Annotated in this window: 16 protein-coding genes, 1 tRNA gene and 1 pseudogene; 13 read left to right on the top strand and 5 right to left on the bottom strand. The window is 43.4% G+C overall.

Annotated features, from left to right (window positions below):
- The first annotated feature begins 157 nt into the window (after positions 1-157).
- The 4 genes from ACEYW6_RS12745 (at position 158) to ACEYW6_RS12730 (ending at position 1987) form a co-directional block, all read left to right on the top strand.
- The gene (locus ACEYW6_RS12745) at positions 158-358 is read left to right on the top strand and encodes a hypothetical protein (protein ID WP_412979969.1); all 201 of its coding nucleotides are present in this window, start codon (positions 158-160) and stop codon (positions 356-358) included.
- 123 nt (positions 359-481) lie between these two features.
- Positions 482-1225, top strand: a complete 744-nt coding sequence (locus ACEYW6_RS12740) for an alpha/beta fold hydrolase (protein WP_412979968.1) — start codon at positions 482-484, stop codon at positions 1223-1225.
- Positions 1226-1385: 160 nt separating this feature from the next.
- Complete coding sequence (locus tag ACEYW6_RS12735; protein ID WP_412979967.1) at positions 1386-1631, top strand: DUF433 domain-containing protein; 246 nt, start codon at positions 1386-1388, stop codon at positions 1629-1631.
- A complete protein-coding gene (locus ACEYW6_RS12730; RefSeq protein WP_412979966.1) occupies positions 1631-1987 on the top strand; it encodes a DUF5615 family PIN-like protein in 357 nt (118 codons plus the stop codon). Before ACEYW6_RS12735 ends, ACEYW6_RS12730 begins: the two co-directional genes overlap by 1 nt.
- 75 nt (positions 1988-2062) lie before the next feature.
- Here ACEYW6_RS12730 and ACEYW6_RS12725 read toward each other — a convergent pair.
- A tRNA-Val gene (locus ACEYW6_RS12725) sits at positions 2063-2135 on the bottom strand.
- Positions 2136-2278: 143 nt separating this feature from the next.
- On the opposite strand from ACEYW6_RS12725, the gene ACEYW6_RS12720 reads away from it, so the two are divergent.
- Together ACEYW6_RS12720 and mazG are read left to right on the top strand one after the other, a co-directional pair.
- Positions 2279-2866, top strand: coding sequence for a metal-binding protein (locus ACEYW6_RS12720; protein ID WP_412979965.1), 588 nt, complete (start codon positions 2279-2281; stop codon positions 2864-2866).
- 51 nt (positions 2867-2917) lie between these two features.
- Positions 2918-3742 carry a nucleoside triphosphate pyrophosphohydrolase gene (gene mazG / locus ACEYW6_RS12715; protein ID WP_412979964.1) on the top strand — a complete coding sequence of 275 codons (825 nt, stop codon included), beginning with the start codon at positions 2918-2920 and terminating at the stop codon, positions 3740-3742.
- A gap of 143 nt (positions 3743-3885) precedes the next feature.
- Here mazG and ACEYW6_RS12710 read toward each other — a convergent pair whose 3' ends face one another.
- Both ACEYW6_RS12710 and ACEYW6_RS12705 read right to left on the bottom strand, forming a co-directional pair.
- Positions 3886-5094, bottom strand: coding sequence for a transporter substrate-binding domain-containing protein (locus tag ACEYW6_RS12710; protein WP_412979963.1), 1209 nt, complete (start codon positions 5092-5094; stop codon positions 3886-3888).
- 137 nt (positions 5095-5231) lie between these two features.
- Positions 5232-6701 carry an aldehyde dehydrogenase family protein gene (locus ACEYW6_RS12705; RefSeq protein WP_412979962.1) on the bottom strand — a complete coding sequence of 490 codons (1470 nt, stop codon included), beginning with the start codon at positions 6699-6701 and terminating at the stop codon, positions 5232-5234.
- 192 nt (positions 6702-6893) lie between these two features.
- Between ACEYW6_RS12705 and ACEYW6_RS12700 the strand changes: the two genes are divergently transcribed.
- The gene (locus tag ACEYW6_RS12700) at positions 6894-7043 is read left to right on the top strand and encodes a hypothetical protein (protein WP_196509662.1); all 150 of its coding nucleotides are present in this window, start codon (positions 6894-6896) and stop codon (positions 7041-7043) included.
- 167 nt (positions 7044-7210) lie between these two features.
- Here ACEYW6_RS12700 and ACEYW6_RS12695 read toward each other — a convergent pair whose 3' ends face one another.
- Positions 7211-7453: a hypothetical protein gene (locus ACEYW6_RS12695; protein ID WP_412979961.1), complete on the bottom strand. Its 243-nt coding sequence runs from the start codon at positions 7451-7453 to the stop codon at positions 7211-7213.
- A gap of 266 nt (positions 7454-7719) precedes the next feature.
- On the opposite strand from ACEYW6_RS12695, the pseudogene ACEYW6_RS12690 reads away from it, so the two are divergent.
- The 3 genes and pseudogenes from ACEYW6_RS12690 to ACEYW6_RS12680 all read left to right on the top strand — a co-directional run.
- Positions 7720-7911: pseudogene (locus tag ACEYW6_RS12690) on the top strand (IS4 family transposase); the annotation flags it as partial.
- Complete coding sequence (locus ACEYW6_RS12685; protein ID WP_412979960.1) at positions 7905-8210, top strand: response regulator; 306 nt, start codon at positions 7905-7907, stop codon at positions 8208-8210. The pseudogene ACEYW6_RS12690 and the gene ACEYW6_RS12685, both read left to right, overlap by 7 nt.
- A 69-nt stretch (positions 8211-8279) precedes the next feature.
- Entirely contained in the window at positions 8280-8492 is a 213-nt protein-coding gene (locus tag ACEYW6_RS12680) for a hypothetical protein (RefSeq protein ID WP_412979959.1), read from the top strand.
- 161 nt (positions 8493-8653) lie between these two features.
- Here the strand turns inward: ACEYW6_RS12680 and ACEYW6_RS12675 are convergent, their stop codons facing one another.
- Positions 8654-10645, bottom strand: a complete 1992-nt coding sequence (locus ACEYW6_RS12675) for a M48 family metalloprotease (RefSeq protein WP_412979958.1) — start codon at positions 10643-10645, stop codon at positions 8654-8656.
- 411 nt (positions 10646-11056) lie between these two features.
- On the opposite strand from ACEYW6_RS12675, the gene ACEYW6_RS12670 reads away from it, so the two are divergent.
- From ACEYW6_RS12670 to ACEYW6_RS12660, 3 genes are all read left to right on the top strand, one after another.
- A complete protein-coding gene (locus ACEYW6_RS12670; RefSeq protein ID WP_412979957.1) occupies positions 11057-12364 on the top strand; it encodes a glutamate-5-semialdehyde dehydrogenase in 1308 nt (435 codons plus the stop codon).
- A gap of 237 nt (positions 12365-12601) precedes the next feature.
- Entirely contained in the window at positions 12602-12880 is a 279-nt protein-coding gene (locus ACEYW6_RS12665) for a BrnT family toxin (RefSeq protein WP_412979956.1), read from the top strand.
- Positions 12843-13112, top strand: a complete 270-nt coding sequence (locus ACEYW6_RS12660; RefSeq protein WP_412979973.1) for a BrnA antitoxin family protein — start codon at positions 12843-12845, stop codon at positions 13110-13112. The genes ACEYW6_RS12665 and ACEYW6_RS12660 overlap by 38 nt, the downstream gene beginning before the upstream one ends.
- Positions 13113-13138 lie beyond the last annotated feature (26 nt).

The raw sequence follows: 13138 nt of genomic DNA, 5'->3' as shown, positions 1-13138 counted from the left end.
GTTCTTTTCCTCGTACCCCTGTTGATGAATTTTACTGTTATAACTCCTCCTAACTGTAAAAAACCTACACTTGTCAGGAGGGTTAGGGTGGGGTAATTTGAGGACTGGTAGTGATTCGATCACTTGTGTGTACACCGTAGCTCCTAAGAGGAGAGAGGTGGCGCAGTTGTTCAATCAAAATCAAGGCAATGAAGTTGGGCGGATTTATGGTTTGGTTACTAGTGGAACTAACTGGAAGTTTTTATTTTTAGAAGAGACGACTGTTTATATAGATTTGACTGAGTACTATATTAAAGAAGTTGATAAAATCTTGGGTATTTTATTGCAACCTTTTCAGCCTGTTTTAACCGCTGTTTGAATATATAGCAGGAAACAGGCAATCGATAAAGATGCTGATTTACTTACCTGCTTAAGGTTAAAAATTTACTAAAAAATAAGAGAAATTAGGAAAATCGTCCACCATTACCACTATTCAATTGATATGAGTCTATACTGTCTAGTTCACGGTGCTTTCCAAGCCACCTGGTGTTGGGATTTGCTAATTCCCTATTTAGAAACACAGGGTCACAAAACCGTAGCAATGGATTTACCAATTGAAAATGCATCTGCTACTTTGTCCCAGTTTGCAGATGCAGTAATTCAAGCGCTGCCAAAAACTGATGATGATATTGTCCTAGTCGGTCACTCAATGGCTGGTACTATAATTTCCCTGGTCGCAGCAGCGGTAAAAGTGCGTCAACTAGTGTTTGTGGCTGCGCTACTTCCCCATCCCGGAATTAGTACACTCGACCAATTTTCTCATCGTCTCGATTCTGATACGCTTAAATCATTCAATTACCAGCCAAAAGAGCCAAGTAAACTCGAACAGTTCCACGATGAACCTGATATGTTTGAACCAGCTTCCGTAGGGAAGGATTATTCAGACGAAGCAGTATTAAGGGAGTTTTTCTTTCATGATTGTCAACCAGATGTAGCACAGTGGGCAATATCGAAAAGTCGTTCGCAACAATCTATGGCATATATCTTTGAAACGAATCCTCTAAAAGCTTTGCCGCATGTTGAGCGTAAATATATTGTTTGTACCGATGACCGAATATTGTCTCCTACATGGTCACGCTACGCCGCACGCAAGCGCTTAGGAGTTGATGCCATTGAACTAGTTTCTGGACATTGCCCACATCTGTCTCATCCTGACCTTCTTGCCTCAATATTAACTAGTGATTAATTGTTTGAGTTTGGGTCAATTGTTGCCGTAGCAAAGTTATTTTCCAACTGCTGCATTTTTGACGAATCTGATAAAAATGCGGAATATCTTAGTGGTGCGTTGGCGCAGCCCACCGTAGGCATCGCTCATAATAAATGAAGCCCGATAAAGGTAAACTGGTATGGATTGGAAAACTTATATTCATTCAGACCCGAAAATTCTCCTTGGAAAGCCTGTCGTCAAAGGAACGCGGCTATCTGTGGAATTCATATTGGGGTTGTTTGCCGAAGGTTGGACAGAACAGCAAGTTACAGAAAGCTATCCAACTCTCAGCGCTCCTGCAATCCAAGCTGTGTTCGCGTTTGCCGCGGAGTGTCTCAAAGAGGATGTATTCTACACACCATTGCTGTCTACTGAGGCCAAGTAATGCGGTTTCTGGCGAATGAGAACTTTCCATTGCCCAGTGTGCGGCTGCTACAGCAAGCGGGCTATGATGTTGCTTCAGTGACAGAGGATTCTCCAGGTATTGAAGATACAGAGGTTTTGACTCGTGCCGCTAATGAGCAACGGGTGATTTTAAAGTTTGATCGCGACTATGGCGAACTCATCTATCGCTTAAGATTACCATCACCAACGGGTGTGATTTATCTGCGGTTTCGCCCCCATGTTCCAGAGGAGCCAGCTACACTATTGTTAAATTTACTAGAGATAGAAGGATTGCAATTTGAGGAGCGGTTCACGGTATTAGAGCGCGATCAGATTCGCCAGCGTCCTCTGCCGTAGTTAAGGAATACCACAAATCCAAAAAAAAAAGGCTAGAAACCGCATCTAAGCTGTCTCTAGCCTTAATTTAATTAATGGGCAGTACCAGACTCGAACTGATGACATCCTGCTTGTAAGGCAGGCGCTCTACCAACTGAGCTAACCGCCCGTTTGACTAATCCTTAACTAATATAGCAAAACATTTCGCGTTGCGCTAGTAGTTTTAAGAAAATCTTTTTTTCTCTTATACTGACTCAGTATTCAGTTACTCAGCACTGGCTCAACGCCCCGCTATCGCTAACAGGATTTAGGATGCCCTCTGGTCGGACGCACGATCGCATTACCATGTATGCTCTGCCGTTTGTGGCAGGCGTTACTTTCTGGCAGACTCGCAGCAGCAATGCGACTTTGTTGGTTGCAGGCGGGTTTCTCTTTGGCGGGCTGATGTTTGGCCCCGATTTGGATATTTACTCTGTGCAATTTCAACGCTGGGGTTTCTTGCGCTGGATTTGGCTACCTTATCAAAAAAGTCTCCGGCATCGTTCTTTTTTATCCCACGGGCCGATTATTGGCACGATTCTACGAGTAATTTATCTGGGGTGTTTGCTGGCTATTGTGGCAATTCTCGTTTTGGCGATCGCCCAAAGGTTATGGAATCTGAGTTTTACTTGGCAGGATTTGGGACAAACTGTGGGGCAATCGCTTGTGGATTACGATACTGAATATATCGCCCTGTTTTTGGGGTTGGAACTCGGTGCAATGAGTCATTCTCTGAGCGATTGGGGCGGTTCGGCTTATAAGCGTTTTAAAAAGCAGGGGGTTCGGGGGTTGCTTCCTAGTGGCAAAATTAAGAAGCGTAAAGTTACAAGTCGCGGTCGTCGTCCGAGACTAAAGAAATAATTTTTTTAAATGCAAAGGAACGCTAAGGGAAGCCCAGAGGTACGCAGAGGTATGGAAGATAAAAATGAGACTTTGGCGGCGTTGCAGGAGTTGATTGAGGTGGTGGCAAAGTTGCGATCGCCTGATGGTGGTTGTCCTTGGGATTTGGCTCAAACTCCCGAAACGCTCACGCCTTATGTGATTGAGGAAGCTTATGAGGTGGTGGATGCAATTAAGGGTGGGGATAAGGGTGCGATCGCTGAGGAGTTAGGCGATTTATTATTACAGGTGGTATTACAAGCCCAAATAGCTAGTGAATCGGGGCAATTTTCTCTTAAGGAAATAACTCAGGGGATTTCTCAAAAGTTGATTCGCCGTCATCCTCATGTGTTTGGTGATGTGTCGGTTGCTAGTGTGGATGAGGTGCGGCAAAATTGGGAACAAATCAAGGCTGCGGAAAAAGGCGAATCATCTCCAGAGGCGCAAAAACTTAGTGCTAAACTCGGTCGTTATGGGCGCACCCTTCCCCCACTGACGGCGGCAATGAAGATTTCCCAAAAGGCAGCGGCGATTGGGTTTGAATGGGAAAATATTCAGGGTGTTTGGGATAAGTTTCATGAGGAGTTGGGGGAGTTTCAACAGGCTTTAGCTGCGGAAACACCCGAACGGCAAGAAGCAGAATTAGGCGATTTACTGTTTGCAGTGATTCAGCTAGCCCGTTGGCATAATCTTGACCCCAGTACCGGTTTGCAAGGCACAAATCAGCGATTTGTCCAGCGATTAGAAAAAATGGAGGCGGTTGTTGACCGTCCCCTTTCTGATTACAGTTTGGATGAGTTAGAAACTCTCTGGCAACAGGCAAAAGCCCAACTTGCCAAAGAAGGGAGTGGGGAGTAGGGAGTTGGGAATGGGGCATTGGCATGGGTTATTCTCCTTGTCCCCTCATCTCCCTCATCTCCCCCAGTCTTTTTCTTCAATTTTGTTAGCGAGTCCGCGAACGTCATTTTGAATTTTGAATTGATTTCTCCCCACTCCCTTCTTCAAGATTCTTTAGCATCGAACCACTTATCATATAACGATTGATAAGTGCCATTTTCTTTGATATTCAGCAGGGCCTGATTAATTTGCTTGCGGTAGGGACTGTTGTTAGGCAGAATTATGCCGTAGCTTTCTTCACGTAAGATACTGCCAACAATCTGTGCTTTTCCTTTGCCTTCATTGGCAACATAAAAAAGGAGTACAGGTGCATCAAACACCACGGCATCAGCTTTTTTTGTTTGCAGAGCATTGTAAGCTTGCTCAATCTTAGGAACTTCTAAAACTGAAATACGATGTTCTCGCAGATATGTGGCTGCTGTACTACCCGCAGTTGTGACCACTACCTTGCCGGGTAAATCGTCTATACTCCTGATATCGCCCTGAAGCTGTTGTACTGTCAATGATGTAGTAGCGCTGGCTGTAAAGTAGGCGGCAAAAAGTACTCCGATGAACATCCAGACAATACCTACTAAGCGTCCCAGTACCCCCTTGGGCATTTCATCAGCTTGGGTTGCTAATGTGGCAGCTGACCACCAACAGGCTTTGAAAATGCCAGGAAAGTATGATTGGGGAATCATCCCATCTTTATGATTGCGTTCAGATAACCAAATAATGTGGGCTGCTACGACAATTAGCACTAAGGCAACGCCTATTACTTGCAAGAGGCTAGCAGAGAAAAATAATTGCAAAATATTTGGGAAGGCGCTGTCGTTGGTTTCTGCGTTTCGTACCATTATTTGCAGCCCCCCAGTAAAAATGGGTAATGAGAAATCAAAATTCTGCTGGCGTTCGGCTGTAATCGAGATAGCTGAAATTCCCAAGTTGGCTTTGCTGTCCTTAATGGCAGAAAGCAGTTCCGGCACAGTGGAATATTCTATAAATTTAGACTCTACACCTATTTGGTTGGCGATGCTGCGCCAGAGGTCGATACTAAACCCCGATAGCTCACCTTTGTTTGGTAGTACAAAAGGCGGTATAACTCGTGTGGCTACTAATAACGGTTGTTGGAGTTTTGGGGTTTGCTGGGGTTCCGGTTTTTGGGCCAGTCCTGGGGATGTCATTAACAACAATGCTAGAATTCCACCTACTAACCCTATGCAGGTATACAGTGCTAAGGAACGCTTGATTTTGTTTTTACGGTCATATCTGCCAATCGGGCTTTTTCTCCCAGCCATAAGTTGGCGAAATCTAGTAGCGATCGCATTTATCATCAGAATTTTCTAGGGGTTGTATGCAAGTCTATTTATCATGCCCACCCCATATCAAATATCACAATTATCATCCCCCTAAAACCGATTTTTTTCAGATTTAGAGGGATGAACATGGTTAAAGCTAGACTCAAGTCGAATTACAATTTGATGGTAACGGTCTTAACTTCAGTATATTGCTGCAAGCCATATTCGCCGAGTTCTCGACCAATACCAGATTGCTTAAATCCACCGAAGGGTGCAGCAGCATCAAATACGTCGTAGCAATTTACCCACACAGTACCAGCCCGGAGATTGTTGGCGATCGCATGGGCCTTAGTGATATCCTGAGTCCACACAGCGGCGGCGAGTCCGTACATGGTGGCATTAGCCCGTTGAATTACTTCATCAATATCTTTAAACTTGATGATGCTCATCACTGGGCCAAAGATTTCCTCTTGGGCAATCTTCATGTCATCGCGGACATCTGCAAAGACTGTGGGGGCGATAAAATAACCCTTGTCGCCGACTCGATTCCCGCCACATAGCATCTGTGCACCTTCACGCATTCCAGATTCGATATAGCTCATCACCCGATCGAATTGGTCTTTGTCTACTTGCGGCCCTTGTTCTGTATTGGCATCGAAAGGATTACCGACAACCCGCACTCTCGCTCTTTCTACAGTTCTAGCAACGAACTCGTCATAACATTTTTCTTCGACAAATAGCCGCGAACCAGCACAGCAGCACTGCCCTTGGTTAAAGAATAGGGCATCGTGGGAACCTGCGATCGCTGCATCCATATTTGCATCGGCAAAGACGATGTTAGGACTCTTACCACCAAGTTCCAAAGTGACGCGCTTCAGGTTACTCTTAGCGGCTGCTTCCATAATTAGATGACCGACTTCAGTGGAACCAGTAAATGCCACTTTGTCAATATCCATGTGACGAGCGATCGCAGCCCCGGCGGTTGGCCCGTATCCTGATAAGATATTCACCACACCAGGGGGAAAACCAGCCTCAACAATCAACTCACCTACCCGCAGCGCTGATAATGGTGTTTGTTCTGCTGTTTTCAGAACTACAGTATTACCAGTTGCTAAAGCCGGTGCTAATTTCCACGCCTGCATCAATAGGGGAAAATTCCACGGGATAATTTGACCAACTACACCCACAGGTTCATGGCGAGTGTAGCAGAAGTATGGCCCGTTAATTGGGATAGTTTTACCTTGTACTTTGTCAGCCCAGCCTGCATAGTAACGGTAGCAGGCGATGACTAGCCCCAAGTCACCTAATGAATCTTGTAATGGCTTACCGTTGTCGAGAGTTTCTAACCGCGCCAACTCATCGATATTTTGCTCAATTAAATCAGCTAGCTTGTAAAGCAACTCGCCGCGACGGGTGGCAGATATCTTTCTCCATTCTCCACTAGTAAAGGCAGCACGGGCTGCTTGTACTGCTTTATCTACATCCGCGGCGTCTGCTTCTGAGACTTCGCAGATTACCTCACCTGTAGTCGGGTTGATTGTTTCAAATCGGCGATCACTGACACTATTTACCCACTCATTGTTAATCAGCAACTTGGTTGGGCCGATTTTGACCTGTTGTCCTGGTACCGTTGCTGTAACCATCAGGCCCTCCTTAAGCTATAAAAAAATTTGCTTAAATCTACCTATTATGTTTGTTGCTGTACAGCACTCTAGGTGGATTTCTTTATGAATTCTTTATTATTATGATAATAGTTGGAGGTTGAGATAGCTAAATTGTGTCTAATTCTCTTTGTAGAACTCGCGTTCGCTTCCGACGAACTACAAGCAACACGAATGGTAGTCGAGAAGGAGCGTCAGCGTTACCAAGAATTATTTGATTTTGCGCCTGATGCTTTGGTTACTCACAATGAGACTACCCTTACCGCAGTTAAATCTACTACTGAACACCTAACTATTCCCAGGGCGAACGCACGGTATTTCTGAAACCCCTGCTGGATAAGGATATTGACGAAAAAATAGGTTAAATTAAAAAACGCCAAAACCCTTGCTATTAAAGGATTCTTATACTTTAGATGCGTTTGCCCTGAGGCGATCGCTGTGCTCAACTGGTGGCAGGCAGCGGCAGACGCTCTGCTATGGCTTTACTTTTATTAATCATCATCATAATCCCAGCGACGATGATGACCACGACCCCAGTGACCACGACCCCAGTGACCACGACCCCAGTGACCATGACCATGACCCCCGTGACCATGACCATGACCCCAGTGACCATGACCATGACCCCCGTGACCATGACCATGACCATGACCCCAGTGGCCACCGGATAGAAGTTGCTGTTCGTTTGTGGATAGTTCTGTCAGCAACTCACATATGTTAATTTGATCCGACATAATTACCTCAGTTTTATTCATTGACTGTTACAAACTGTACCGATCTGAAATCCAAATTTGGAGCGATCAAAATCTGTAATTTTAATGCTCCAGACCATTCAAAACCTAATTGAAATTCTCATGGAAGTCATTGTGGCGAACCAACAATGTATCTTAACTTTTATATTTTTCATTGGAGTAGCTACTCCTTCTTTTTATATATATGGTTATCTATAAAAAGTCTGAAATTTTCTTGATTAGGAAATGTTACAGAAATAGTATGAAGCCAAACTGCTGTCACTAATGCTGCTAATCTAGAATTCTTTATGGTCAATTTATCCCATCATCTTCTCGCTGATTTCTGTCACCATAATATCGGTTCTGGCATTATTGACCTGAAAGCTTATTATCGTGGCTTTCGATATGTCCGTGAAATGTTAAAAATGCTTAGAGAAAAGCCTGAGCTTATTTTATGGTGACATCGGTCAGTTCAGTAGGTGAAGCTTTAGAAGCGCTGGTACGATTAAAACCAGATGTTTTAGTCAGTGATCTCGGAATGCCAGATGAAGATGGTTATGCGCTGATTCGCAAAGTGCGAATCAGGGAAGCACCCCAAGGAAAAAAAATTCCAGCTGTAGCACTGACGGCCTTTGCCAGAGATAAAGAGTGTCAGTTGGCTCTGCAAGCTGGATTCCAAATTCATCTATCTAAGCCAATCGAGCCAGATAAGTTGGTGACAGTGGTGGCGAACCTGGTTAAAGGCAGCCAACAAGTTTAATGCACAAGTAAGCTTTCGGTAGCAAATGCGATCGCCAAACAAGCAAATGCGATCGCCAAACAAGCAAATATGATCGCTAAACAAGCAAATGCGATCGCCAAACAAGCAAATGCGATCGCCAAACAAGCAAATGCGATCGCCAAACAAGCAAATGCGATCGCCAAACAAGCAAATGTGATCGCTAAACAAGCAAATGCGATCGCCCAGCGTGCCGACGGCAAGGAAGGAGGAAAATTACAGATACAGAATAGGGCTATTTATAAGTCAATACAGTTCAGATAAGACCAAAACACTTGTAGAGACGGCGATTTATCGCGTCTCGAAAACCTGAACCGTATTGATTTACAAGTTGCATAAAAAAAGGAGGCAGTTACTAACCACCTCCTAACAAATGAAAGCTTGGATGGACTGAGAAATGCTTTGACAGCAAGCTAGAAACTCAGCTAGCTGCTCAAAAACATAGTCAAGACCACTCCTACAATAATTGATCCACCGCCAAGGATGAATGACCAGAAGCGATGATAACTGTTGACAATGGTGCCATTTTCACTTTGGAGTTGAATCAAATCCATCCAAGGTGCAACACCCCGACGGAACCAACCCACTGCCCCAACTTGTTCACCAATCAAGCTTTGGACTCGCTTCATCCCAAATAGGAAATTGCCAATGGGACCAAAACGTGAAGCATAATGCAAATAAAGCATCCCGCTACGATCCTGAATTTTTAAATCGGAACCAAACTTATAACCAGCATCGCCACGACCAATTAGTTGACCTTCAAGTTTTGCAGGATTTCCACGCAACGGACTGGCGTAAGGATCTGACATCAGGGTGAGAATGTCAGTTTCCGGTGCTTGCTTGTAGTCGGGGAACATCACCAAGGCTTTAACCAGAATCCCCATCCCTAAACCAATAAGTGGTGCACCAAATGCTAAACCTGTGTTTGGGGAACTTGACCACAGAATCACACCCATTACTAAGCCAATAAAGAAACCTATAGTTTCAGCACCATACAGCACAACATCTAAAAAGAAGTTACCGTAAAGCCTACTTTTATTAAGACTTTTACCTTCGCCTACAACTCGCCCCATATCGAATTCAGTCGGTAAACCCAATTGTTCGGCATAGGTGCTTAATGCACGAACTCGTTTTCCTGTCAAGGGATGAGTTGAATTTAACTCCATCCACCAGCCCCAAGGGTTAAACATATCCCACAAAAAGACGCGACCAATTTTTTGCGGATCGGATGCAATGCGGTAAGCGGTTCCTGTGGAAGCGGCGGCTTTATGATCATAGATACCTAAGGCGCGAGTCCCTTCAATTAAACGGCTAGGTTCTTGTGTCCGCGAACCTTCTTCTAATATCCCGTAGGCAATCTTCACCAAAGCGCGGGATAATCCATTGGGATTACCTGTACTTTCGGCTGCAAAGTGGTCAGCAAAGTATTCCCGTGTGCGGGAGAGGTACAGCAGTAAATAAGTACCAATGATATAAAACACGTAGGCAACTAGACCAGCAGTTTGCATCGCATCTTTAATTTTGCTATCGCCACCACGCCCCAATCTTCTGGCTGTGCTGTAAATCAGGTAGCAAATTTGCACTAAGGTAGAAGCTACTGTCATCACTGCAAAGTCCCAGTGGACAATGTGCCCTAATTCATGAGCGTAGACAGTAGCAATTTCATCATCATCCAGATAAGTGAAAAGTCCCTGACTGACTACTAAACGGGCGCTGTTAGGTAATGAACCGTAAGTAAAAGCCGTGGGATTTTCGTCGTTAATGATTCCTAAACGGGGTGTTTTCAGCTTTTTCTGCTGACAGATTTGGTTAATAACTTTAGCTGTCTCTGGACTGAGGGTTTCAACTTCTGCTAACTCTACCCAGCGAGTTTGGTAAAGCCAGCCTTGGGTTAAGTCCATGATGAATGGAGACAGGAAAAAGGCGGCGATATTAAAAACTAGGGTAAAACCAATAGCGATCGCTAGCCCTTGGAGTGGATCGTCGCTACCCAAAATAAATACTAAGCTCAAACCTAAGGCCAAGACCATGCCAAACAGCAAGGTCATGGTGACACCAGAAGCTAACGCCAAACTACCACCCACACCCCCCATCGCTAATTTCATCCCAGTAGTCGCGGCGCGACCAGCTTTTTGGCTGGCGTTAGATTGGGTTGCTGGCGTTTGGCGAAAGGATTGACTAGCTTGTTCAGCCCAACTACGAGCCTGTGGATTTTCACTCATCATTAACTTTTGACACAGAATCTTGGCTTTTTCGATTTCGCCTGTAGCTTGATAGGCTTTCATCAGCCACATCTGTGCTGAAAGATAATCTGAGGAATCACGTTCAACGCAATCACGGCAGAATTGTTCGAGTAATTCAACCGCTTCTTGATAACGTTTTTGTTTTAAGGCATCTAATCCAGATTGCAATGACATAGGATCTCCCTAGCAAAGGAGTGGTATTTGATCCATCAATACTCAATAGATCCAGCGATCGTCATCACAATTTCGTAAAAATTCAAATATCGGCAGTATAAATTAATTACTTAAGTAAAAGGCTAGAGAAACATAAATTACGATATCTCTCTAGCCTCCGGTACGCATAAATCATTTTTAATGATTTCAAATAAGCTACGCAATAATACTTAGAATAATCTTTGAAATGTAGATTTACTATCTTTAATTTGTCCGTGTTCGATAATCACAGAATAAATGTTTTAAACCAAGTCTTGCTTCACCCGATCAGAGTAATTATTGATTACCCAGATGGTTCACCCGATTGGAGGAAGACGATAAGCAATGGTGAACTCACATTGATAAGATGAAGAAAAGGTAAAGATTTGTGCTATGACTATTCTTAACATTGCTTCTCCCCTAATTGCGATCGCAGGGCAAACCCGCCAAGCTGCAAGTAAGCTAGCGATTCTCTCCACTGAGGCAAAAAATCAAGCCCTTGTTGCGATCGCTCAAGCTTTAGAATCAGCTAGAGATGAAATTTTACAAGCAAATGTTGCTGATTGTGAAGCTGCTACTTCCGAAGGTATTCCCCAACCACTTTATAAGCGCTTGCAGTTAGATGAACATAAATTAAGAGATGCGATCGCTGGGGTACGAGATGTTGGTAAGCTAGCTGATCCTATCGGTAAAGTGCAGATTCACCGCGAACTTGATACTGGCTTAGTTCTCAAGCGAATTACTTGTCCCTTAGGCGTTTTGGGAATTATTTTTGAAGCGCGTCCAGAGGCGGCGATTCAAATTGTTTCCTTGGCTATCAAATCGGGAAATGGTGTGATTCTTAAATGTGGAAAGGAAGCGGTACGTTCTTGTGAAGCAATCGTTAAAGCAATTAAACAAGGATTATCTCAAACTGCTGTTAACCCTGATGCGGTGCAGTTGTTGACAACTAGAGAAGAAACCCTAGAACTTTTGAAGTTAGATAAATATGTAGATTTAATTATTCCTAGAGGTTCTAATTCCTTTGTGCAGTTTGTCCAAGAAAATACACGCATTCCGGTACTAGGTCATGCTGATGGGATTTGTCATCTTTATATAGATAAAGCTGCTGATATTTCTAAAGCAGTTCCAATTACCGTCGATGCGAAAGCGCAATATCCTGCTGTTTGTAATGCAATTGAAACTTTGCTAGTTCACCAATCAATTGCTACAGAATTTTTACCAAAAGTTGCTGAGGCTTTGGAAGAACGCCATGTGGAATTAAGGGGTGATAAACGCACCTTAGAAATTTTGCCTAATATCGTAGCTGCAACAGAAATAGACTGGGAAACAGAATACAGCGATTTTATTTTGTCGATAAAGATTGTAGATTCTATAGAAGATGCGATCGCTCATATTAACGAATATGGTTCTCGTCATACTGACGCGATTATTACTGAAGATTCAGCATCTGTAGAAACTTTCTTTGGATTGGTAAATTCAGCTAATATATTCCATAATTGTTCTACCAGATTTGCTGATGGCTTCCGCTATGGTTTTGGTGCAGAAGTAGGAATTAGTACGCAACAAATGCCTCCTCGTGGCCCCGTTGGTTTAGAAGGATTAGTGACATACAAATATCGAATGACTGGTGATGGTCATATTGTAGCTACTTACACTGGGGCGAATGCTAAAGCTTTTACTCATCAGGATTTAGTATAAAACATCGTCAAAAGTATATGCTCTATTAACATAAAAACTACACCGGATTAAGCGGTGTAGTTTTTATGTTAATAGTTTATCTGAATGAGGACTAAAGTCCTCTCTATGAGATGCTAGGCGAACACTACGAACTAATTTCAAGATTTTTTACATTACTTAACTTACTTTGATTTCTTCTCGCCTACTTACTTATGCGCGATAATAGATATCAGCCCAATTAATTTTCTTTGAACTTTCATGCAGTTTGAATGGGATGACGCGAAGAATCTCGAAAATATCCGCAAACATAAAATTGACTTTGCCGATGTCCCTAAAATGTTTGATAGTACAATGCTAATTGAGCTAGATAACCGTTTTGATTATGGTGAAGAACGCTGGTTAGGTATCGGTTTTCTCGGTAACGGTGTAGCGGTCGTCATCTGGACAGAACGCCAAAGTGATGTCATCCGAATTATTTCAGCACGAAGGGCAAATCGATATGAGCGCCAACGATTTGAACAATATCTCACATACTAATTGGGAAGCATTGGAATCGATGTCAGATGACGACATTGATTATTCTGATATTCCGCCGTTAAACGATGAGTTTTTCAAGAAGTCAATATTGAGATTACCCGCAACTCAAGCACGGAACTTAATTCAGATTGATCCAGATGTGATAGCTTGGTTTCAATCCCAAAGTGTCGAATACAAAACACTCATCAATTCTGTCTTGCGTCAACACATCAAAAATAGTGGTGACAAATGAATAAAAATGTGGAAATTGTCCCACAA

This window comes from Nostoc sp. UIC 10607, from assembly GCF_047228265.1.
In the GTDB taxonomy this organism is placed as follows: Bacteria; Cyanobacteriota; Cyanobacteriia; order Cyanobacteriales; family Nostocaceae; genus Nostoc; species Nostoc foliaceum_A.
This window is presented reverse-complemented; position numbering and strand designations above follow the sequence as displayed.